Origin of the sequence: Klebsiella sp. HMSC16A12 (assembly GCF_001808265.1) — a bacterium.
Lineage (GTDB): Bacteria > Pseudomonadota > Gammaproteobacteria > Enterobacterales > Enterobacteriaceae > Klebsiella > Klebsiella pneumoniae.
Map to the genome: position 1 here is coordinate 55,246 of NZ_KV792620.1, position 22,936 is coordinate 78,181.

At 55.7% G+C, this 22,936-nt stretch carries 18 protein-coding genes; 10 read left to right on the forward strand and 8 right to left on the reverse strand.

The genetic code is table 11. From position 1 onward, the window contains the following. Nucleotides 1–130 precede the first annotated feature (130 nt). Both HMPREF3140_RS15505 and HMPREF3140_RS15510 read left to right on the forward strand, forming a co-directional pair. A complete protein-coding gene (locus HMPREF3140_RS15505; RefSeq protein WP_002884951.1) occupies nucleotides 131–547 on the forward strand; it encodes a secondary thiamine-phosphate synthase enzyme YjbQ in 417 nt (138 codons plus the stop codon). 3 nt (nucleotides 548–550) lie between these two features. Then, nucleotides 551–907: an MmcQ/YjbR family DNA-binding protein gene (locus tag HMPREF3140_RS15510; protein ID WP_002884953.1), complete on the forward strand. Its 357-nt coding sequence runs from the start codon at nucleotides 551–553 to the stop codon at nucleotides 905–907. Here the strand turns inward: HMPREF3140_RS15510 and uvrA are convergent, their stop codons facing one another. Continuing rightward, the gene (gene uvrA / locus HMPREF3140_RS15515) at nucleotides 908–3,733 is read right to left on the reverse strand and encodes an excinuclease ABC subunit UvrA (protein WP_004146620.1); all 2,826 of its coding nucleotides are present in this window, start codon (nucleotides 3,731–3,733) and stop codon (nucleotides 908–910) included. It abuts the gene before it with no gap. 251 nt (nucleotides 3,734–3,984) lie between these two features. On the opposite strand from uvrA, the gene ssb1 reads away from it, so the two are divergent. Further along, nucleotides 3,985–4,509, forward strand: a complete 525-nt coding sequence (ssb1, locus tag HMPREF3140_RS15520; RefSeq protein ID WP_004151744.1) for a single-stranded DNA-binding protein SSB1 — start codon at nucleotides 3,985–3,987, stop codon at nucleotides 4,507–4,509. Nucleotides 4,510–4,633: 124 nt separating this feature from the next. Here ssb1 and HMPREF3140_RS15525 read toward each other — a convergent pair whose 3' ends face one another. Beyond that, nucleotides 4,634–6,214 carry an MltF family protein gene (locus HMPREF3140_RS15525; RefSeq protein WP_002885017.1) on the reverse strand — a complete coding sequence of 527 codons (1,581 nt, stop codon included), beginning with the start codon at nucleotides 6,212–6,214 and terminating at the stop codon, nucleotides 4,634–4,636. 586 nt (nucleotides 6,215–6,800) lie between these two features. Between HMPREF3140_RS15525 and HMPREF3140_RS15535 the strand changes: the two genes are divergently transcribed. Beyond that, on the forward strand, nucleotides 6,801–9,059 hold the full coding sequence (locus tag HMPREF3140_RS15535) for a TonB-dependent siderophore receptor (protein WP_004177845.1): 2,259 nt from the start codon (nucleotides 6,801–6,803) through the stop codon (nucleotides 9,057–9,059). Between the two features lie 263 nt (nucleotides 9,060–9,322). Here HMPREF3140_RS15535 and HMPREF3140_RS15540 read toward each other — a convergent pair whose 3' ends face one another. Next, entirely contained in the window at nucleotides 9,323–9,691 is a 369-nt protein-coding gene (locus HMPREF3140_RS15540; protein WP_004177844.1) for a helix-turn-helix transcriptional regulator, read from the reverse strand. A gap of 33 nt (nucleotides 9,692–9,724) precedes the next feature. Then, entirely contained in the window at nucleotides 9,725–11,485 is a 1,761-nt protein-coding gene (locus tag HMPREF3140_RS15545) for a tannase/feruloyl esterase family alpha/beta hydrolase (protein ID WP_032412768.1), read from the reverse strand. 625 nt (nucleotides 11,486–12,110) lie between these two features. Between HMPREF3140_RS15545 and bamA the strand changes: the two genes are divergently transcribed. Then, nucleotides 12,111–14,534: an outer membrane protein assembly factor BamA gene (gene bamA / locus HMPREF3140_RS15560; RefSeq protein WP_004146635.1), complete on the forward strand. Its 2,424-nt coding sequence runs from the start codon at nucleotides 12,111–12,113 to the stop codon at nucleotides 14,532–14,534. A gap of 551 nt (nucleotides 14,535–15,085) precedes the next feature. Then, nucleotides 15,086–15,439, forward strand: coding sequence for an anti-adapter protein IraM (gene iraM, locus HMPREF3140_RS15565; protein ID WP_070553033.1), 354 nt, complete (start codon nucleotides 15,086–15,088; stop codon nucleotides 15,437–15,439). 38 nt (nucleotides 15,440–15,477) lie between these two features. On the opposite strand, the gene HMPREF3140_RS15570 is transcribed toward iraM, so the two are convergent. The 3 genes from HMPREF3140_RS15570 to HMPREF3140_RS15580 are packed head-to-tail and all read right to left on the reverse strand — an operon-like array spanning nucleotide 15,478 to nucleotide 18,030. After that, nucleotides 15,478–16,239, reverse strand: a complete 762-nt coding sequence (locus HMPREF3140_RS15570) for an inositol monophosphatase family protein (RefSeq protein ID WP_032412771.1) — start codon at nucleotides 16,237–16,239, stop codon at nucleotides 15,478–15,480. Nucleotides 16,240–16,249: 10 nt separating this feature from the next. Continuing rightward, nucleotides 16,250–17,263, reverse strand: coding sequence for a LacI family DNA-binding transcriptional regulator (locus tag HMPREF3140_RS15575; RefSeq protein WP_002885046.1), 1,014 nt, complete (start codon nucleotides 17,261–17,263; stop codon nucleotides 16,250–16,252). Then, nucleotides 17,260–18,030 carry an MBL fold metallo-hydrolase gene (locus HMPREF3140_RS15580; protein ID WP_002885048.1) on the reverse strand — a complete coding sequence of 257 codons (771 nt, stop codon included), beginning with the start codon at nucleotides 18,028–18,030 and terminating at the stop codon, nucleotides 17,260–17,262. The genes HMPREF3140_RS15575 and HMPREF3140_RS15580 overlap by 4 nt, the downstream gene beginning before the upstream one ends. A gap of 163 nt (nucleotides 18,031–18,193) precedes the next feature. On the opposite strand from HMPREF3140_RS15580, the gene HMPREF3140_RS15585 reads away from it, so the two are divergent. The 4 genes from HMPREF3140_RS15585 to HMPREF3140_RS15600 are packed head-to-tail and all read left to right on the forward strand — an operon-like array spanning nucleotide 18,194 to nucleotide 22,142. Next, nucleotides 18,194–19,225 (forward strand): ABC transporter ATP-binding protein, encoded by a 1,032-nt coding sequence (locus HMPREF3140_RS15585; RefSeq protein ID WP_032413068.1) that lies wholly within the window; start codon nucleotides 18,194–18,196, stop codon nucleotides 19,223–19,225. 29 nt (nucleotides 19,226–19,254) lie between these two features. Beyond that, nucleotides 19,255–20,394 (forward strand): ABC transporter substrate-binding protein, encoded by a 1,140-nt coding sequence (locus HMPREF3140_RS15590; protein WP_004177835.1) that lies wholly within the window; start codon nucleotides 19,255–19,257, stop codon nucleotides 20,392–20,394. Nucleotides 20,395–20,454: 60 nt separating this feature from the next. Continuing rightward, nucleotides 20,455–21,288, forward strand: coding sequence for an ABC transporter permease (locus HMPREF3140_RS15595; protein WP_004177833.1), 834 nt, complete (start codon nucleotides 20,455–20,457; stop codon nucleotides 21,286–21,288). Continuing rightward, nucleotides 21,285–22,142: an ABC transporter permease gene (locus tag HMPREF3140_RS15600; RefSeq protein ID WP_004872930.1), complete on the forward strand. Its 858-nt coding sequence runs from the start codon at nucleotides 21,285–21,287 to the stop codon at nucleotides 22,140–22,142. Before HMPREF3140_RS15595 ends, HMPREF3140_RS15600 begins: the two co-directional genes overlap by 4 nt. Before the next feature lie 46 nt (nucleotides 22,143–22,188). Here HMPREF3140_RS15600 and HMPREF3140_RS15605 read toward each other — a convergent pair whose 3' ends face one another. After that, entirely contained in the window at nucleotides 22,189–22,470 is a 282-nt protein-coding gene (locus tag HMPREF3140_RS15605; protein ID WP_002885064.1) for a YjcB family protein, read from the reverse strand. Nucleotides 22,471–22,936: the final 466 nt, after the last annotated feature.

Sequence of the window (22,936 nt, forward strand, 5' to 3'; positions counted from 1 at the left end):
TGACCGCCTGAACGCGATAAACGGCAGCGACGGCGCTGCCGTTTTTTTATGCAAAATCAGGGGTGGAAGGTTTTACCTTTTCACGTATTGCTGCACACTTAGAAGGATTCATTCGCAAAAGGAGTCAATGATGTGGTATCAGCAAACCCTGACGCTTGGGCCAAAATCCCGCGGTTTTCATCTGGTCACCGACGAAATCCTTGGCCAGATCCGCGGGCTGTCCGGGGTGAAGGTTGGCCTGCTGCACCTCCTGCTCCAGCATACTTCTGCTTCCCTGACGCTCAACGAAAACTGCGATCCCACCGTCCGCTATGACATGGAGCAGTATTTTCTCAACGCCGTACCGGACAATGCGCCGTATGAACATGACTATGAAGGCCCTGACGATATGCCGTCGCACATCAAATCATCGATGCTTGGCGTGTCGCTAATGCTGCCGGTCGAGGACGGGCGCGTCAGGCTGGGAACCTGGCAGGGCATCTGGCTGGGGGAGCATCGGATACACGGCGGTTCGCGGCGCATCGTTGCGACGCTCATGGGGGAATAAAAGATGACAATTTCGGAGTTATTACAGTACTGCATGGCGAAACCGGGAGCAGAGCAGAGCGTCCACAGCGACTGGAAAGCCACGCAGATTAAGGTCTCAGATGTGCTGTTTGCCATGGTGAAGGAGGTTGAGGACCAGCGGCCGGCGGTTGCGCTGAAGGCGAGTCCGGAGCTGGCTGAGCTGCTGCGTCAGCAGCATCGCGATGTCCGGCCCAGCCAGCATCTCAATAAAGCGCACTGGAGCACCGTCTATCTGGATGGCTCGCTGCCGGATTCGCAAATCTACTACCTGGTCGATGCGTCTTATCAGCAGGCGGTGAAAATGCTGCCGGAGCCGGTCCGGCAGCAGCTTACCCGCTAATTATTTCAGCATGGGCTTGAGGAAGCGCGCGGTGTGCGAGGCTTCGCACTCGGCGACGGTTTCCGGCGTACCGGAGACCAGGATTTCGCCGCCGCCGCTGCCGCCTTCCGGGCCGAGATCGACAATCCAGTCGGCAGTTTTAATCACATCGAGGTTGTGTTCAATCACCACGATGGTATTGCCCTGATCGCGCAGCTGGTGCAGGACTTCCAGCAACTGCTGGATATCGGCGAAGTGCAGACCGGTGGTCGGCTCATCGAGGATATACAGCGTCTGGCCGGTACCGCGCTTGGACAACTCGCGCGCCAGCTTCACGCGCTGCGCCTCGCCGCCGGACAGGGTCGTCGCCGACTGGCCAAGGCGGATATAGGTCAGGCCGACGTCCATCAGGGTTTGCAGCTTACGCGCCAGCGCCGGTACGGCATCAAAGAATTCACGCGCCTCTTCAATGGTCATATCCAGCACTTCGTGGATGGTCTTACCCTTGTACTTAATCTCCAGCGTTTCGCGGTTATAGCGTTTGCCTTTGCACTGGTCGCACGGCACGTAGATATCCGGCAGGAAGTGCATCTCAACCTTAATGACGCCGTCACCCTGGCAGGCTTCGCAGCGCCCACCGCGAACGTTAAAGCTAAAGCGCCCCGGCGTATAGCCGCGTGAGCGAGACTCCGGTACGCCGGCGAACAGCTCGCGCACCGGGGTAAACACCCCGGTATAGGTTGCCGGGTTGGAGCGCGGCGTCCGGCCGATCGGGCTCTGGTCGATATCGATCACTTTATCGAAATGTTCCAGCCCCTGGATATCGCGATACGGCGCTGGTTCGGCGATGGTCGCGCCGTTGAGCTGGCGCTGGGCAATCGGGAACAGGGTATCGTTGATCAGCGTGGATTTACCCGAGCCGGAGACGCCGGTGATGCAGGTAAACAGGCCCACTGGCAGGGTCAGCGTTACATCCTTCAGGTTGTTGCCGCGCGCGCCGGTCAGCTTGAGGACTTTTTCCGGGTTGGCGGGCACGCGCTGTTTCGGCACTTCAATTTTGCGTTTACCGCTCATGAACTGGCCGGTCAGGGATTCCGGTACCGCCATAATGGCCTCCAGCGGCCCTTCCGCTACTACCTGGCCGCCGTGAACGCCAGCGCCGGGACCGATATCGATCACATGGTCGGCGGCGCGAATGGCGTCTTCGTCGTGCTCAACGACGATCACCGTGTTGCCTAAATTACGCAGGTGGATCAGGGTGCCGAGCAGGCGTTCGTTATCGCGCTGGTGCAGGCCGATAGAGGGTTCATCCAGCACGTACATCACGCCAACCAGCCCGGCGCCAATCTGGCTTGCCAGACGGATACGCTGGGCTTCGCCGCCGGAGAGCGTTTCCGCCGAGCGGGAGAGCGTCAGGTAGTTGAGGCCGACGTTGACGAGGAATTTCAGACGATCGCCAATCTCTTTCAGCACTTTTTCGGCGATTTTCGCCCGCTGGCCGGAGAGCTTCAGATTGTTGAAGAAATCCATCGCATGGCCGATGCTCATATCGGAGATGGTCGGCAGCGGGGTGTTTTCCACAAACACGTGGCGCGCCTCGCGACGCAGACGCGTGCCGTCGCAGCTGGCGCACGGACGGTTGCTGATGAACTTCGCCAGCTCTTCGCGCACCGCGCTGGATTCCGTCTCTTTGTAACGGCGCTCCATGTTATGCAGCACGCCTTCGAACGGATGGCGGCGCACCGAGGTATCGCCGCGGTCGTTCATGTATTTGAATTCAATACTTTCTTTACCTGAACCGTACAGCACCACTTTCTGCACGTTGGCGCTGAGGGTGCCCCATGGCGCTTCGACGTCGAATTTATAGTGCTCCGCCAGCGACTTCAGCATCTGGAAGTAGTAGAAGTTACGCCGATCCCAGCCGCGGATGGCGCCGCCCGCCAGCGACAGCTCGGGATTTTGCACCACGCGATCGGGATCGAAATATTGCTGCACGCCGAGGCCGTCGCAGGTCGGGCAGGCGCCCGCCGGGTTGTTAAAGGAGAAGAGACGCGGCTCCAGCTCGCGCATGCTGTAGCCGCAGATCGGGCAGGCGAAGTTGGCGGAAAACAGCAGTTCTTCCGCTTTCTCATCATCCATATTAGCCACAATGGCGGTCCCGCCGGAGAGCTCCAGCGCGGTTTCAAACGACTCGGCCAGGCGCTGCGCCAGATCGTCGCGCACCTTGAAGCGGTCGATGACTACCTCAATGGTGTGCTTCTTCTGCAGTTCCAGCTTCGGCGGATCCGACAGATCGCAGACCTCGCCGTCGATCCGCGCGCGGATGTAGCCCTGACTGGCGAGGTTTTCCAGGGTTTTAGTGTGCTCGCCTTTGCGCTCTTTAATAATGGGCGCCAGCAGCATCAGGCGCAGGCCTTCCGGCTGGGCGAGGACATTATCGACCATCTGACTGACGGTTTGCGCCGCCAGCGGCACGTCGTGATCCGGACAGCGCGGTTCGCCGACGCGGGCGTACAGCAGACGCAGATAGTCGTGAATTTCGGTAATAGTACCCACCGTCGAGCGGGGGTTGTGAGAGGTTGATTTCTGTTCGATGGAAATCGCCGGCGACAGCCCTTCGATATGGTCGACGTCCGGCTTCTCCATCAGCGACAGGAACTGTCGCGCATAGGCGGAGAGCGATTCGACGTAGCGACGCTGGCCTTCGGCATACAGGGTGTCGAAAGCGAGTGAAGATTTGCCAGACCCGGAAAGCCCGGTGACGACAATGAGTTTGTCGCGCGGGATAACGAGGTTGATGTTTTTGAGATTATGGGTGCGGGCGCCCCGAACTTCGATCTTATCCATTCACCTTTCCCGGTAGGTAGATACACGGATTGCCTGGTTTGCTTGAAGGACAAACGGCAGAAACGGCTAATTATGACACAATTTAACCTGAATGAATATACAGTATCGGAATGCAAATTCGGGTCGAGTGTGCAACAATGTCGTAGCCGGGTACTATCTCTGGAATCAGCCTCGCAGCTATTAAAATGCTACGTGGAAATGGTACACTCGCGCGTTTACACTATTAAGAAACGTATTCAGGAGACACGAACATGGCCAGCAGAGGCGTAAACAAGGTGATTCTCGTCGGTAATCTGGGGCAGGACCCGGAAGTACGCTACATGCCAAGTGGCGGCGCTGTCGCCAACTTCACGCTGGCAACTTCCGAATCCTGGCGTGACAAGCAGACCGGCGAAATGAAAGAGCAGACCGAGTGGCACCGCGTTGTGCTGTTCGGCAAACTGGCGGAAGTCGCTGGTGAGTATCTGCGTAAAGGCTCACAGGTGTACATTGAAGGCCAGCTGCGTACCCGCAAGTGGACCGATCAATCCGGTCAGGACAAATACACCACCGAAGTGGTGGTGAACGTGGGCGGTACCATGCAGATGCTGGGCGGCCGTCAGGGCGGCGGCGCACCGGCAGGCGGCGGCCAGCAGCAGGGCGGTTGGGGTCAGCCGCAGCAGCCGCAGGGCGGCAACCAGTTCAGCGGCGGCGCGCAGTCCCGTCCGCAGCAGCAGGCCCCGGCAGCGCCTTCCAACGAACCGCCGATGGACTTCGACGACGACATCCCGTTCTAAGGCTTGCCTTAGGCGCACTGTCTGCGCAGTCGAAAACAGAAAGCCCCGGTTTCGCCGGGGCTTTTTCTTTGTTATTCCTGCACCGTCATTTCAGGATGGAATTTGACCTACGGTAACGAGCGATTCAGATGACGGGCACCTGAGCGGTGGCGGCTGTCGCCACGCTGGGCTGCGGTTTGGCTGGCTGCGCCACCGGCTCCTGCCGCGGTACGGCCGTCGCTTTCTGTTTGCGGGCCATGTCATCGACGATCAGCCGATAGGCGATGTAATACTTATAGATATTGCTGACGTAGGTTACCGTCTCGGCGCCAATTTTTTCTGCCGCCATATTTTCGACGTTACCGAACCAGACGTTCGGGTCAAATCCTCGCTGTTTAGTCATGGTGCGCAGGCGGGCGATACGCGCCGGACCCGCGTTATAGGAGGCAAAGGTAAACAGCGCTTTATCGAGCCGGGTCATGGGCTCATCGGCATAGTACCGATCCATCATCCAGCGCATGTATTTCACGCCGGCATGGATATTGGGATCCAGCTGTTTAATATCGCCCACCTTCAGCTCTTTTCCAGTGCTGGGCATCACCTGCATAACGCCGATGGCGCCGACGTGGCTCCGTACCGACTGATTCAGCCGCGACTCCTGGTATCCCTGGGCCGCCATCAGCAGCCAGTCGACGTCGTAACGATCGCCGTACTTGCGGAAGACATCTACCATCGCGAGGAATTTGCGTCGTTCCTTACTCGCCGCGGCATTTTTGACATATTTAGCATTTTTCAGGTAACGCAGCAGGAGAGTATTGCCCAGCGTGGTGCCCTGACGATTCTTTTTGACGAAGTTGTTCAGTACCGTCAGCAGCTGCGGGCTGTCTTTGCGTACCGCCCAGGCAATGTCGCCGCCGTCGCGCAGCACCACATTGTCATGGACCTGAATTTTTGGAAACACCTGTTTCCAGAACAACGCTTTATGCTGATCGACGACGATCAGCGGAATCAGCCCGGCGTTGAGCATTTCCAGCAGATCTTCATCCTCCAGCGCTTCCGGCGCCGCCTCCAGTATCACCGGTGGGCGCGACTCACCGGCAAATCGGGCGTTCAGCGCTTGCAGGCTGTCGTAATAGCTGGAGGAGCGGCGAACAAAGACGGTTTGACCAGAGAGTTGCTCCAGGCTGTCGACCTTCGGTGAAGCCGGGCCGGAGATCAGTAATTCTTTCACGTTGCTGTAGAGCGGCTGGGCGAAATCGACCTGGGCTTCCCGCGAGGGCGTGATAGTCAGATTGGCAGCCGCAATATCGCCTTTACCTTCATTAAGCGCGATAAAGAGATTGTCCCGACTGACCGGCACAAAAACGATATGCAGCTTCAGGTGGCGCTGTTTGAGCTTTTTATCCTTCGCTAGCTGTTTATTCAGCTCGTTTTCCAGCGCGATAAAAATGTCGTGCGTCGCCCCGCGCTGGGTGCCTTTATCAATAAAAAAGAAGGTCTTGCTGTAGGTGGTTAATACCCGAATGGTACGACGGTCGATCATGCCAGGCAAATCGCCTCTCCATGGCCGTAGCATATCGTCGATATGAATCGATAGCGTGTTGTCTTCGGCTGCTGCCGGCGGCGCTTTTTCCGCCTCTACTGCCGGCAGCAGAGGAGCGAATAACAGTGTCGCGAGGCAGGTGAGCCAGGCGATAAACAGACGTGATAGCGAGTAGGCGTTCATGGAGGAATACTCCGCAGGGGATGTGATTATTTTAGCAGAACGGCCGCCGTTAGCTGGGAACGACAAGGGCGTAAAAAACATAACAATGCCGACAAATAGTTTTCTCCCATTTTATCGCTTACTATTAATGTGTTTTTATCTTTAATTTGACTATGGAGATAATATGGCGAAAATGTGTGTTTTTAATGATAAATAGAAAATAATGATGATGTTTTTATTTTATTTCTCCCCATCTGTTTTGTTGTAACCTTTTGATTTTTAGTATTTATTTTATTTTTCTCCGATATTGATTATTATCATCTTGATAATGAATCTCATTTTTATTACCGTAACACGGCACATTACTCTAATGACACGCTGTCTGGATTACGCTATCAAAGAATAGCGCGCAGCGCTTTTTCTCTAATGATGAAACAGGGCACTTAATTTTATTATGCCTCACGCTTTTTTTTATTCCCATTAATGCCGGGAAGGCGCTGACCTGCGCCAAAATCTGGCGACGCGCTGAGGCAAGTATTTTATCCCATTGTTTTTTCAATTGGGGAAGGCGTTATGCCCGACAGCAACAGAAAACAGGGCATATTCTATGAAATACACGTCTCACTTCCCGCTGGGGATCGTCATTCCTCTGCTCGCCTGTAGCGTGCCGCTGCAGGCGGCAGAGAACATGACCGAACAATCGACGCCTGACGAGAGCGCCGCCACTGCCGAAAATCACGAGGAGACGATGGTCATAACCGCCGCCAGGCAGAACCTGCAGGCGCCGGGCGTGTCGACCATCACCGCAGAAGAGATCCGCAAACATCCCCCCGCCCGCGATGTGTCGGAGTTAATTCGTACGCAGCCCGGGGTAAACCTGACCGGCAACTCTACCAGCGGGCAGCGCGGCAACAACCGGCAAATTGATATCCGTGGCATGGGGCCCGAAAATACGCTGGTGCTGGTCGATGGTAAACCGGTGACCAGCCGTAACTCGGTGCGGTATGGCTGGCGCGGCGATCGTGACTCCCGCGGCGATACCAGTTGGGTGCCAGCGGAGATGATCGATCATATCGATGTGATCCGCGGCCCGGCGGCGGCGCGCTATGGTAATGGCGCGATGGGCGGGGTCGTTAACATCGTGACCAAACCGACCACGCGAGAATGGCACGGTTCGTGGAATACCTATATGAATGCTCCGCAGCACCGTAAAGAAGGGGCGACGAAACGTACTAACTTTAGCCTCAATGGTCCGCTGTCGGACAGTGTCAGCTTCAATCTCTGGGGTAATCTGAGTAAAACCCAGGCCGATGCACAGGATATTAACGCCGGGCATGAAGCGGAACGTACCGGTTCCTACGCCGGTTCTTATCCCGCCGGACGTGAAGGGGTGGTGAACAAAGATATTCATAGTAAGCTGCGCTGGGAGTTTGCCCCGATGCAGGCCCTGGAGTTTGAGGCCGGTTACAGCCGCCAGGGTAATCTCTATGCCGGCGACACACAAAACACCAATACCAGTACGCTGGTGAAGAGTATGTACGGGAAAGAGACCAACCGTCTCTACCGGCAAACTTACGGCGTAACATGGACCGGCGGCTGGGATAATGGCGTGACCAGCAACAGCTATGCCCAGTACGAACACACCCGTAACTCGCGAATGGATGAAGGGCTGGCGGGCGGTACGGAAGGGATCTTCTCCAGTAGCGAGTTTTCAGATATCGATCTGGCCGATGTCCTGCTACATAGTGAAGTGAATATTCCGTTTACGCTGGGGGTCGATCAGAATCTGACGCTGGGGACAGAATGGAATCAGCAGCGGATGAAAGATGGCGTATCGACAACTCAGGCGCTCTCTTACGGCACTATCGATGGCGTATCGGCTACCGGTCGTAGCCCGTACTCCAGCGCCGAGATCTTCTCGCTGTTTACCGAAGATAATATGGCGCTAACGGACAGCACCATGCTGACACCCGCTCTGCGCTTCGATCACCACAGCATCGTCGGCAATAACTGGAGCCCCTCACTGAACCTGTCCCAAGAGCTGACAGACGACTGGACGCTGAAGCTGGGCATTGCCCGTGCTTACAAGGCGCCTAACCTCTACCAGTTGAATCCGAACTATATTCTCTACAGCAACGGTCAAGGCTGTTACGCCAGTAGTTCCGCCTGCTATCTGATGGGGAATAGCGATCTGAAAGCGGAGACCAGCGTTAATAAAGAGATTGGTCTTGAGTACAAGCATGATGGCTATCAGGCGGGGATCACCTGGTTCCGTAACGACTATCACAATAAGATTGAGTCAGGGTATGCGGCGGTGGGTACCGCCAGCAACGGCACCACCAATATCTATCAGTGGGAAAACGTACCAAAGGCGTTAGTGGAAGGCCTGGAAGGAACGCTGAATCTGCCGGTGGGGGAGGCGGTTAACTGGAGCAATAACCTGACCTGGATGCTGCAGAGCAAGAATAAGACGACCGGCGACCGGCTGTCAGTGATCCCGCAGTTTACCCTGAACTCGACTTTGAGCTGGCAGGTTCGTGAAGATCTCTCCCTGCAGAGCACCTTTACCTGGTATGGCCGACAGAAACCAAAACGCTTCAATTATAAGGGCGAGGCGGTCAGCGGCAGCGAACTAAACGAAGTCAGCCCATACAGCATTGTCGGCCTCAGTGCGACCTGGGATGTGAACAAAAATCTGAGCTTCACCAGCGGGATAGATAACCTGTTTGATATTCGCCACTACCGGGCAGGGAATGCGCAAACGACCGGCAACGCGACGACGGGAGCTTATCTGTATGGCGCGGGTGCCGAGACCTATAACGAATCGGGGCGGACCTTCTTTATGAGCGTTAATACTCATTTCTGATGATCCTGATGAGGAGTAAACCGGGTGCAATGCGACCCGGTTTTTTTATTTCAGATGAGAGCGGAGGAGGCGGTTATAAATCGTGACAAAATCTTCACGCCCTCTACATTATTAGCTCAACATATCCTTTTATACTGATTTTCGTCGCGCAAGGTCGTTGATCCCGACCGGGTTCGATAATAGCATCCTGCTATTTCCCTTCTGTAATATCCCCTGTCCCCCTTCCATTCCCAACCGCAGCGATGCGGAGGAGGGGGACTTCCTTATTTTTGCCGCGTGATCTGATAGCGATACTGAGTGGGCGTGAGCGCATGATATTTTTTGAAGGTACGATTAAACGCACTGAGATCGTCATAACCGACCATCATACAAATATCGACTATTCGGTAACCAGGCGTCGTCAGCAATAAACGGCGACACAGCGACATGCGCTGCTGGCGGATATATTCCATTGGCGAACGATCAAAATAATGACGGAAGAGCCGAAACAAATGCCAGGGGGAATAACCAGAGATATCGCTCAGATCGTCGACGGTCAGTTTCTTATCCAGATTATTATCGATCCACAAGAGCAGGTCGCTTAATACCGATTGCTGGAGCGTTTTGCTACGCATAATTGCGGCCAATCCCATAACGCAGGGCTCCTCAGTGAGGAGCCCTGGGGTTTATTGAACAGTGAGTGTGCCGTGGCGAACCTGATAATTTTTTTGATTATCAGGGCCAATATAGTCGCTGGCGGGTTTTGCCAGCTGCAGATGACCAAAGGCGGTAGTTTGCTCTGCATGATAATTTTCGCCGTCATTCACGTCGCCGCGCCCGTTATAACGGGCAATAGCCGGGAAGGGATACACCGGACGAGTCGCGATAACAGCTGGAGCAGCGTCAGCGTAAGGCTGACTGACTTTCTGCACGCCGTGAAACTGCGTTTGCGCATCTGGTTTTTCTGTCATCGGCGGCAGGTCGGCAGCGGCTGTTGCCCGTTTGCCGGCCATGATCTCCTGCGGCGCGATGCCTTCCTCGGTCCAGCGCATCAGCGGGGTAAGGAGATCAATTTGATCGTAACCTTCGCCATTACCGCAATGGGCTACCCCAGGCAGCAGGAATAACCGCAGGAAGGTATCCGTTGCGGCATGGCCCATCTCTGCTTCTACGCCGCGATAATAGGCGATAGAAAAGGCCGGACTGACGGAGTCATCGGCCAGACCGTGCCAGAGGATAAGCTTGCCGCCGCGCTGTTGATAGGCATGAAGATTGGTATTTGCCGCGTTATAGAGCGGCGCCAGTTGGGCGACGGCGTCAAAATTCTGCTGGTTAAGCGGGAAATCCCGCATCGATTGGATCTTCTGTTTTTCTCCTGGCAGGAGCACGGATTGCAGAGCCGGTAGTACCATCATTTCCGACATTGAGTGGCCGGTCGGCGTCTCGGGCACCGGCCAGCGTAGCTCGGAACCCAGCGGCAGACCGCCCGCGACGAACTGGGCGCCGTGGCTGTCGTAAGCCCCGCGGTAGAGCTTTTTCACCACCTCGATCTCTTCCTGCGTCAGGCAGGTAGAACGATCCCGAGCATCGGCAGGACAGCGGGGGAGCCATGACTCAGAGAACTGACAGGCATACGGATTTTGCAGGATACCATCCTGCACGCCGGAAAGCGTCGGGCAGTGAGCCAGCACGGCCTGGTGAATCAGAGGAAGGCGATTTTTCAGCAGGATAGCGGTACCGTCCGGGCGCTGATTGGCGGCCACATTCCAGCCGTGGAAGAAGGAGTTCTGAAACTGGAAAAAGGCCGCTGGCGCGCCAGCGCTGATACCGTCAAAATCCTGCGGAAAGCGCTGCGCTTCCATCAATGCTTCGCGACCGCCGTCTGAGCAGCCCATAAAGTAGGCATACTTTGGCGGCTGGCGGTAAAGCGTCTGCATCACCGCTTTGGCCAGCACGGCGGTCAGGTGGTTGGCGCGCCAGGCAAAATCGATGCGCTTTTGCGGATCTTCGGCCCATGACGCATCCATCATACTGCCATGGTGCCCCATATCGGTTGCTGCCACCACAAACTCGCCGTTCATTGCCGGCAGGCAGCTGCTGGCATTCGACAGACTCAGGTTAATACTCCCGCACAGTCCGCCACAGCCGACCTGCAAAAAACGTTGACTCCAGCGTTGAGTCGGCAGGGCAATCTGCACGCCAATCTCAGGGGCGATAGTGGCGCTCACCTTGCACCAGCTTCCCTGCGCGGAGGTCTGCATTTCAGTGTGATTGATAGTGACCTTTGCGCCAACGGCCGCGCTGAAGTCGGTAGCGCTTAGCGCATCGCATGTCAGCGCGGGAAGAACGATCGGCAGACTGGCGACAGCCTGCGTGGGTGAAGCGAACGATAACCCGAAGAGGGCGCAGAGGATGATGGGCAAGATTGTCTTGAGTAAGCGTGTCATACGCAGTTCCCTGTGGCTGATGATGGGAGGCGGCAGGATGGCGAAACCTATGCCTCACCTTCCCTGGCGAGGCGCCACTGCTTGGCTATTGTAGATAACGATAGACTTTCCTTGATGCCTTGATAAGGCGACCCTACTGTATTCTGCTATTTTGAGGAAAATATGGAGATGTTTGCCAACGGCGTCTGGCGGTGAATTCGGGGTAGAATGTTGTGATATCAGTTGCATAATTTATTCAATTTCTCTTCATTAAATCTGCTGGGTTGCAGGTTATTTTTCTCCCTGTTCCTGGTGATCCCAGAGAGCATCATTCCTAACGAGATCCTTCCCCCTTTCCATTAATAAGAAAGGGGGTTTTTTATTAATAAAACGTTCAGGTAAATCTAAATATAGTACTGGTGTTGGCCATTAGAACCATGCGCCTCAGAAAAAGTTCCATCATTAAATATATTTTTAAAGATGCTTTAACATCCATTTTTTCTCCATTTTGTCGCCATAATTGCATGTAATTCTGCGCCTCGCTCAGGTTATTTTCTGTCGCATATTTTAGAGATGCATCCTGAACAAATAAGCTCAACGCCAGCAGAACACTGCTATTGCTCATTATCTCGTAGACGACACATTCATGTTAAAAAAGACTCATATCATCAGCGGATTATTGATCGCCCCTTTAACGTTATATGCCGCAACATCATATCAAGTTGATGATATCCGTTTTGAAGGGCTACAGCGCGTGACCGTCGGGGCGGCGCTATTAAGTATGCCATTGCACGCGGGAGATGCGGTGACGCCAGAAGATGTCAGCGAGGCAGTGCGCGCGCTGTATGCGAGCGGCAATTTCGAAAATGTGCAGATCCTGCGCGATGGGAAAACGCTGGTGGTGCAGGTTAAGGAACGGCCCACTATTGCCAGCGTCAGTTTTTCCGGGAATAAGGCAGTGAAGGATGATGCGCTAAAGGAAAATCTCACCGCGTCCGGTATTTCTGCAGGTAGTGCACTGGATCGAAATTCGCTTAGCGAAATAGAAAAGGGGTTGCAGGATTTCTATTACAGCGCGGGGAAATACAGTGCGCAGGTTCACGCGGTGGTGACCCCGTTACCGCGTAATCGCGTTGACTTAACGTTCGTTTTTCAGGAAGGCATCTCGGCGAAAATCGCACAAATAAACATTATCGGTAATCAGGCGTTTCGGGAAGAGACGCTCCTGGACCAGCTTCAGCTACGTGATAATGTGCCGTGGTGGAACGTGGTAGCCGATAAAAAATACCAGAAGCAGAAGCTGGAAGCCGATCTGGAAACGCTGCGCAGTTTTTATCTCGATCGCGGCTATGCGCGCTTTGCTATCGAGTCCACGCAGGTCAGTATGACGCCAGATAAAAAATCCCTGTATATCACTATCGCCCTCAATGAAGGCGAACGTTATCGGGTCGACCGAACTCAGGTGACAGGCGATCTGGCTCAGCATGGGCCGGAGATCGAGGCGCTTGCCCAGCCGCTGGCGGGGGCATGGTATAGCGGGGCGCAAGTCACCACGGTTGAAAATGAGATCAAAAAGCACTTTGGTAAGTATGGTTATGCCTGGCCGCAGGTGACGTCCACGCCGGAAATCGATGATGCGCATCACCGCGTGGTGCTGCATATTCAGGTCAACGCGGGCCGCCGCTACTCGGTACGCCAGATCCGCTTTTCCGGTAACGACACCTCCCGGGACGCGGTGCTGCGTCGTGAAATGCGCCAAATGGAAGGGGCGTGGCTCAACAACGAAAAAGTCGATCAAGGGAAGGTACGTCTTGATCGAACGGGTTTTTTTGAGAACGTTGAACAGCAGATCGTTCCGGTCAATGGAACGGCGGATCAGGTCGATGTGGTCTACAAGGTGAAGGAGCGCAACACCGGCTCATTCAATGTGGGCCTGGGATTTGGTACGGACAGCGGCGTGAGCTATCAGCTTGGCGTGACGCAGGATAACTGGCTGGGAACGGGTAATAGCGTTAGCTTCAATGGGACGCGCAACAGCTACCAGTCTTATCTTGAACTGGGGGCGACGAACCCGTGGTTTACCGTAGATGGCATCAGCCTGGGCGGAAAGATTTTTTATAACAGCTATGATGCTTCTGATGCGGATGCCGGGAGCTATAACCAGCAGAGCTATGGTTTAGGTAGTACGCTAGGGTTTCCCATTAGCGAAAATAACTCCCTGAACCTGGGACTGGATTATGTCCATAATCGCCTGACCAATATGGATCCGGAGCTGACGACCTGGCGCTACCTCAGCTCTCGGGGAATCGAGCCCAGCGTGGTGACGAAAGATGGCGACAGCGGCGCAAAATATAGCGCCAACGATTATTTTGTGAGTCTTGGATGGGGCTACAACGATCTCGATCGCGGCTTCTTCCCGCGTGCGGGAAACAAGAGCAGCCTGAGCGGTAAAGTGACGCTCCCCGGTTCGGATAATAGCTACTACAAACTCTCTTTTGACACCGCCCAGTATCTGCCGCTGAGCGAGAACAAGCGCTGGGTCTGGATGGAACGCCTGCGCGCAGGCTATGCCGGCGGGTTAGACGGCAAAAGTGTGCCGTTCTACGATAACTTTTACGCTGGCGGTTCGTCGTCAGTGCGCGGATTTTCTTCTAACACCATTGGGCCTAAAGCGGCCTATTACCGCTGTAACGGTAGCGAAAGCAGCTATAGCGCCTGCCCGCTGGACGCCTCGTCTGATGCGGTCGGCGGGAATGCTATGGCGGTGCTGAACAGCGAATTTATCATTCCAACCCCCTTTGTGAATGATAAGTACGCCGATAGTCTGCGAACCTCGCTGTTTGTTGACGCGGGGACGGTCTGGAGTACATCCTGGCACAACACCGCGCAGACGCTGGCAGCAGGGATCCCTGACTACGGCGATCCGAGTCATATTCGTCTCTCCGCGGGGATTGCCGTGCAGTGGATGTCTCCCCTCGGTCCACTGGTCTTCTCCTGGGCAGAGCCGTTTAAAAAGTACGATGGTGATAAAGCAGAACAGTTTCAGTTTAATATCGGCAAAACCTGGTAGGGCTCCAACGGGGCCTGATAGACCGGCGTGGCTATATTCTGTGGACTGTCCTCCGATATAGCGATTGAGCAGAATATACTCAACCGCTATGTCGATATTATCGCTAAGGAATACGATCTGGCGGGACACCCGCGACATTTACCCGAGCGCGGTCTGCGGGCCTCGCGGACCTGGTGACGTACGACGAGGTAACCACGCAATAAATAGCTGCCTGCTATGGTCCTCTCTTCTTGCCAAACCGCGGGTAATACTCAGTGCTGCATCATCTAATACCAATGGCTGAGGCCTCATCCAGAGGGACTAAGACGTATTGTCAATTAAGTTTATATTATCTTATTTTTTATTGTATTTTCTTTTTTAAGGTTAATTTGGCTGTTTTTCATTAGGCCTAACCATAAATTTAGAGAGGGAGATGAAACGTTACTAATAATGGAGTATGTTGTTAGGAATTGTCTTAAATCACATAATTGTCAGGGGTGCTTGCGATTTATAACAATGAATGCTATCACTATATATTGTAATAATTTGTAGCATCTTTATAAGGAAGGAATATGAAATGGACTATTCTTAATACCCTGATCTGCCCGCAATCTGGTATCGCCTTCTCGGCTATATCCAGTCTGCGTTTCTTGAAATTTATCATGTGGTACGAGGCTGATGTAATCCTGTTGCCCGGTGAGTCGATAAGACTCTATTCCTCGAGAGTTTTAATTAATGACCAGTATCATTCATTAAAAATCTATAATATTACGGTGTACGACGAGGCGCAGTGGGAAAAATTACGTGAGCGACCATCGTGCCATTACCATGCCGGTGGCGAGCGGTCTGACTCCTGTTTTTACCAGTCCTTTTGCACGATTAAGCGTTGCCCGAATAATATTCCCCGCAGTGAACCCTGGCGTTAGCCAGTCCACGCCGCCGGTCAGACACCGGCGGCGTGGCGTCATTTCGCCAGCAGGGCGGCCAGTCGAGGCTGGACGCTTGCGCAGCCGGCCAGCACGAGGTTGCCTCGCCGCAGGCCCGCATTGGCGAGAAACGCATTGCACGTTCCGCCCGCCTCCTCAATCAATAGCATGCCTGCCAGCGCATCCCAGCTGTTCATATGCGCTTCATAATAGGCGTGGAGCTGACCGGCGGCGACATGCGCCAGCATCAGGGCGCCCGCGCCAAAACGGCGATACTCCAGACCGGCGTCGAGCAGCGTGTCGATGGCCCGGGCGTAGTCGCTGGCCGGGGCCCGGCTGGAGCGCCCCATGCCGATCACCACCGCATCGGGCTCCGGCTCGCGTAGCGTCAGGCGCCGACCGTTGAGATACGCGCCTTCGCTGCGGGCGGCGAAGAAAAATTCATCGCGATCGGGGGCGTAAATGATGCCGAGCGACAGCTCGCCCTGGCACACTCGCGCCAGTGAGATGCACCAGTAATCCATGCCGAGGATAAAGTTGGTGGTGCCATCGACAGGATCCAGCACCCAGACGGTCTGGTCGTCGCCTTCAAAACCGCTCTCCTCGCCGAGGAAACCCTCCTCGGGAAAGTGGGCCTGCAGCCAGCCTTTAATCTCTTGTTCTACCGCGAGATCCGCCTGCGACACAAAGTCCTGGCGCGCTTTTTTATCGACCTGTAATCCCGCATCGCGCAGCGCCTGGGCGTGGGCGCCTGCCTGGCGAATCAAGGCGCATAATGACTCTCGTTGTGCTTCCGTCATAGTCCTGCTCTCAGATAACAAAGGGCGACGTGCGCCGGTGAATTAAGGTTACCTCCACCCAGGTGGTGCGTGAAGGTTGCGAAGGGTCGGCGGCGCGCTCCAGAAGCCGGGCGAGCGCCTGGCGGGCGATCGCCGCCACATCCTGATGTAGCGTGGTGAGCTGATAGCTATATTGCGCGGTCGTCGGCGTGTTATCAAAACCAATCAGCTGAAAATCCGCCGGAGCCTCTCTGCCGCGCTGGCGCATTCCATCGAGAAAGCCACAGGCAAGCTGGGCGTTGGCGCAGAAGATCCCCTCCAGCGCCTCGTCGGCGAGCGCCGCAGCCTGTAACCCGCCCGCGTAACCTTCTTGCTGACAGGCGAGGATCGCCAGGTGGCGTTCGACGTCCACTCCGCGCGTTTGCAGCGCCCGGCCGAACGCTTCCCCGCGCATGCGGCCGGCCCAGGTGGAAGGATGGTGGTTGAGCCAGCCAAAGCGCTGACAGCCGCTGCGCAGCAGCTGGTCGGCGGCCAGTTCGGCGCCGGCGGCGTTGTCAGAACAAACGTAATCCACGCCGGGGATCGTCGGCTGACGATTAATGCCCACGACCGGAATATGCTGCTGGACGCACTCGTTCACCAGCGCCTCCGGCGGCTGGCCGGAGGTGACGATAACGCCGGAGACGCGAAACTGAGCGAAACGGCGCAAGGTCTGCGCCAGATCCTGCTCGCTGTGGATCTCGCTCACCAGCGCCTGAAAGCCCTGGCGCTGGATCTCGTTAAGCAGCGCATCAAGCAGGGTACTGCGAAAAGGATCGCTGATGCGCGAGACGATCACGCCGATTAAGTGGCTGCGCTGGCGGTTCAGCCCCTGGGCGAGGAAGTTAACCTGATACCCCAGCTCTTCGGCGGCGCGCAGTACCCGCGCCCGGGCGTCGGGAGAGATGCTGCCGTTGTTGCTCAACGCCCGGGACACCACTGCCCGGGAGACGCCCGCTCGCCGGGCAACATCCTGGGCGGTGACGCTGGGTTTGCGTGGGTTCATAGGAGGTACGTCTCGTCAGTGGGCGTGGGACGCGGCAGCGTTAAGGTGAGTCCATCCCGGGAAACGAATAAGCCCGGCCACGGCTGACAGGCCTGCTTTAGCGCCGACAGAGAAGCATCCTCGCAGTGATAGAGCCCCATCGCCGGGAGCTGCAGCGTTCTGAACAGCATCAGGCAGGAGGGGAAATCGCCATGCGAGGCGTCATCGTCCAGGGCTGCTACCGAGGCGCACTCCTGAAACGCCAGCCCGGCGCCGGCCATCAGGGCTATCGAGTCGGCGGTCGGTCGGCCATCGCCGCTGTAAAACAGCGTCTGCCCGGCAATGGTGATGCGGATGGCGCGATTACTCAGCTCATGCTGGGTGGGGGCAGTGCGGATCTGCCAGTCCTGCCACGTCCAGGCTTCGCGGCATTCCTGCCAGTCGATGGTGAAACCAAGGTCCGCCTGCGGCCAGTTCGCCAGCGCGGCCAGCTGCATGAGCACCGGCTGCTGCGCCGGCTGGCAGTAGATAATGACTGGCTTCTGACGGGAATAACTTTTCCAGTGGTTCAGTAGCGCCGTCAGGCCGGTGCAGTGGTCCGGGTGAACGTGGGTGAAGTAGATCGCGTCGATATCGTTGACCTCGCCGCCGCGCTGCCAGAGCGCGCGGGGAACGGTGGGGCCGCAGTCGATTAACCACTGTTTGTTGTCCGCATCGATCACCCGCAGCGCGGAGGTATTTTGCGTGCAGGAAAAGGCGCTCCCGCAGCCAAGCACATCTATTTTCATTTACCCTCGCCAAAATTTTTTGCCGCTTAATTAAATTGTCATAAATACCCGACAAAGTAGGCTCACATCATGTCGAGTCAACGTTGCATTTTTTTTACAGCCAAATGAACACGTGTTCACCTTGCTAAAAAAAATGCCGCAGCAGCGCTTTCAGGTAGCGAATATGAGTTATTTACAGATCTCCGGCCTTAAAATTAGTTATGGCGATAAGGTGGTTTTACATAATATCGATCTGGCGGTAGAGCAGGGAGAGATGATTGCTCTACTGGGCCCGTCGGGATGCGGAAAAACCACGCTGCTGAACGCCCTCTGCGGCTTTATTCCGGTGCAAAGCGGCGAGGTGGCTATTGCCAGCCGAACGATCACTCATCTTGCGCCGGAGCAGCGCAATATCACCATGGTATTTCAAAGCTACGCCCTGTGGCCGCACCTGACGGTAGCGCGCAATATCGGCTATGGCCTGAAGCTGCGCAAATGGCGCGGGGCGGATATCGCGCGGCGGGTGGCGGAGCTGCTGCGAATAGTCAATCTCGAAGGGCTTGGCGAGGTGAAAGTGACCGAACTGTCGGGCGGCCAGCGGCAGCGGGTGGCGCTGGCGAGAGCCCTGGCCATAGAGCCCCAGGTGCTGGTGTTGGATGAGCCGTTATCTAATCTGGATGCCAAAGTGCGCCTGAATGTGCGCCATGAAATTAAATCTCTGCAAAAGAGACTGGGGTTCACGTCATTAATTGTCACCCACGATCAGCAGGAAGCCTTAGTGATGGCGGACCGCATTGCGGTATTAAATCAGGGGCGTATTGAACAAACCGGCACGCCGGAAGAAATATATCAACGCCCCGCGACGCCCTTCGTCGCTGATTTTATGGGGGCCGATAATAAAATAATTTCCGGTGAATTATCCGCTGCCGCAATATCCGGTTTATCTACCGCTCAGCAGGGTGACAACGTTATTTATTTTCGCAGCGCCGATGCCGCGCTCGCTGAATTAACGCAGCCTGCGCCGCAGGAGGGGCTGGCTCTGGAAGGCGTGGTGGAGCAAAGCGCGTTTCTGGGCAATCTGTATCGTCACAGCGTGCGCTGCCATGACCGCCTGCTGCTGGCGGATGCCGCGCAGTGCTGGCCGACAAAAAGCCGCGTTCGGCTCCATGTGCCAACGCCGGCCCTGCATATTTTTCCTTTACCACTATCACAGTGATATCAGCGAGTTCATTCTGGGGACAATCCATGTTGACTAAGACGAAAGCAGCGATCGTAACGACCCTCTTCCTGAGCCTTGGCGCACAGGCCGACACCATTCTCAACGTCGCCACCGCGGGCGATCAGAATATGGTGGATTATGTAAAAACCTGGCTGGGGCCAAAATTTGAAGCCGCTCATCCCGGCGTCAAGGTGCGGGTGATCGGTACCGGCCCCGGCGACGCCGGGTCGAATAAAATTAGCGAGAAGCTAACGGCCCAGCAGGAGAGCGGCGCGCAGCAGTGGGATATCGACGTCGCGGTAGTGCACCAGAAGGCGGGCGGTGAGCAGGTGGCAAAGGGATTGCTGCAAAAATACCGTCAGGATATTCAGACCGGCGGCATGGTGAGTTCGCCGAGCGCCACCCAGGCGCTGGGCGTTAACGTTGACGGATACGTGATGCCGATGTTCTTAAGCCAGACCGCTATCGCCTGGAACAGCGATCTGGTCACTACCCCGCCGGCGTCGTATGACGAGCTGGTGGCCTGGACGCAGAAACATCCGCAGGCTTTTGGCTATAACGGCATCAAGAATGGCATGTCCGGCGTCAGCTTTGTGGTGGGCTGGATCTACGCCTACGGGACCGACGCCCAGCGTCTCTCCGCCGGGCCCTATGATAAAAGCGTCGAAAAAGGCTGGCAGCAGGCCTATGAGAAGCTAAAGGCGTTCAATAAAAACGTAACTTTCACCCCGGGCAACGCCGGGACGCTCGATATGCTGAGCCGGGGGGAAATCGCCATGGGCCCGGTGTGGGTCGATATGTTCTATAGCTGGAAAGATCAGGGCAAGCTGCCGCCGTCGATCAAGCTTGCTTTACTGGCGCCGGGCATGCCGGGCCAGCCGATGTATTACGTCATCCCGGCGAAGGCGGCGAATCCGCAGCTGGCGCGCGACTTTATCGCGCTGGCCACCAGCCCGGAAGTGCAGGCGCAGGGGATCGTCAAGCAGTTCAACTGGTATCCGGGCATCGACGCCGGGCAGGTGAAGCCGAAGCTGGATGCGGCGACCTGGCAAAAGCTGTTTGCCGAAATCTCGCCGGAAGCGCTGGCGAAGTATGGCAAAAGCTTCCCAATCGCCCCCTACTTTGACGATATCAAAGAGGGTTACGAAAGCCAGGTGGCTAATTAAACCTTTTTCCAGCCCGGGCCGCCGTCCCGGGCGCTTGCTTGTGCTGACGCCAGGTTTATTATGTCCAGTTCATTAAAATATCTGCTGCTGGTTGCCCCGGCGGCGCTGATGATCGCGATCCTGTTTTTGTATCCGCTGGGGTTTTCGCTGGTCTCGGCGTTTACCGCGCCGGGACAGCCGTTCACCCTCGATCACTTCCGCAAGGTCTATGCGCTCTACGCCAGCGATGTGCTCTTTTCGCTGCTTATCGTGCTGATCTCGGTGGCGCTGTTAGCGCTGCTCGCCATTACCCTGTCGGCAGTGATTGCGCTGTCACCCTGCCGACCCGTTGTGCGTTTGTTGGGTTTTTTGTATCGCCTGCCGCTGTTTATTCCTTTTATCGTTGTTGCCCAGATGATGCGCACTTTTCTCGCCAAAAATGGCCTGATGAACAATGCGCTGGTGGCGGCCGACCTGGTCACGCCGCTGGAGACGCTCTCCTGGCTGGGATGGAAAGGGATAGTGATCACCTTTGTCTGGAAGCAACTGGCCTTTGCCACGCTGCTGATCTGCGGGGCGATGGCGGCGCTGGAGTCGTCGCAGATCCTTGCTGCACGTAATCTTGGCGCCTCCCGGCCGCGGATCCTGTTCGATATCATGCTGCCGCAGGTCCTGCCGACTATCGGCGTGGCGCTGGTGCTGTCGACGGTGACCATGATGTCGGTGCTGTCGGTACCGTTGATGATCGGCGTGGGAACCCCGACGATGCTAACCGTGGATATGGCGTTTCGCGTCAATTCCTATGGTGATTACGCGGTGGCGAATGCGCTTGGCGTGGTGTCGCTGGCGATCTGCGGCGCGCTGTCGTGGTTTTACCTGCGCCACAGCCTGCAGCAAAAAGGCGGTGAATCATGAAAGCGCTGGCCCTCGTATCAACCTCGGCATGGTGGGTGAAAGGGCGCCGTAAAGTGCGCGCCAGTCCGGTGCTGCAGACCCTGCTGCTGCTGTTTATGCTGCTGGCGATGTTTGGTCCGCTGCTGAACCTGTTGATCTGGACCGTAGCGGAAAGCTGGTATTTTCCCCATTCGCTGCCCAGCCGGTGGGGGCTGAAGTACTGGTATCAGGTTTTCAATCCATACAGCGATGTCTCCAGCTCGCTGTTAACCAGCGTGCTGATCGCTCTGTTATCGGTGGGGGTCTGTTTGCTGATTTCCGTACCCGCCGGCTATGCGCTTTCCCGGCGGAAAATGCCATTACGGATGCTGTTCATGCTGCTATTTCTTATCCCGCAGGCCTTTCCTAACCTGACGGTATACATGAATGTTGCCCGATTGTTTTATCAGTGGGGATTGAACGGCAGTATCGCAGGGGTGGTGCTGGTGCATAGCGTCCACGGCCTGATGTATTCGGTGTGGATCTGTGTAGCCGCGTTTTCAGCCATCGACCCGCTGCTGGCGCGGGCGTCGCGTAACCTTGGCGCCGGGCCAGTGTATACCTTCTGGCACATTGTGCTGCCGCAGGCGGCGCCGGGGATCGTTGCCGCCAGCATCTTTGTTTTTCTGGAGTCGCTGGATGAGTTTACCGGCACTTTCTTCGTCGGGGCGCCGGATATCACCACGCTGCCGCTGCTGCTCTATAACGCCAGCATGTCGGGTAACTATCAGGTCTCGTCGATTACCGCGCTGATTTTGCTGGCCCCATCGCTGCTCTTTATGGTGGTGATCCATAAATTTATGCGTCCGGAGATGATGGCGAAATTAGGGAAATAAGGGCTGCAGAAAACGAAAAAGCTTCCCGTCGGGAAGCTTTTTAACCTCAGGTCATCATCATTGGCCATTCTGGCGGTGTCTGACTCATGACTTCAATCATCACATCTTTGATATTGCCCCAGATTTTGGCAATATCGAGCAGGGTGATACCGAGCAAACCGGTGGCGAACCAGCAGGCGGCGGCCAGGCCGAGGCAGCTGCAGATCACCGCCAGACCGGCGTAATCGCTTTTGCGAAGCTGAATATTCAGTGAGCTGGCGAGAAACATCAGTACCGCGCTCACCAGGGGCCAGCGCAATAATACGACACTGGTAGTAATGGAAGCCATTAACCTATCCTCAAAGAAAGTCGGGAGCCATGGACGACCTGGCGCGACTGACGATGGCATAGCGCTCTGGTCTCAACTGGCGTACTAGAGAGTGATGAAACGCCATTTCTGTTTCATCAACTTGTGTGAACTATATCACACTTGGCGCTTTATTCACCAGTCAAAAAATGAGCTTTTGCTGCGTTTAATAACTATGAAGTTTGTGTGGGTATTGGTGAGCAATCCCGGGAAGCATATTTTCATTCACTGCCTAATGATTATTATTCTGCGGGTTTTATTACCTGTTCTTGTTTATTACACGGAGAAACCGAGTCAGATGCGCGTCTATTCTTAATCTTGCCGGAATATCTTCCGAATACCTGATAAATAAGTATTATTCATCACCATCAGAGGTAAAACTGACGCTCGTGAGGGCTGTCGGATGTCAGCTGATGTCTATCGCAATCGCGATTGCTAACGTGTTCGG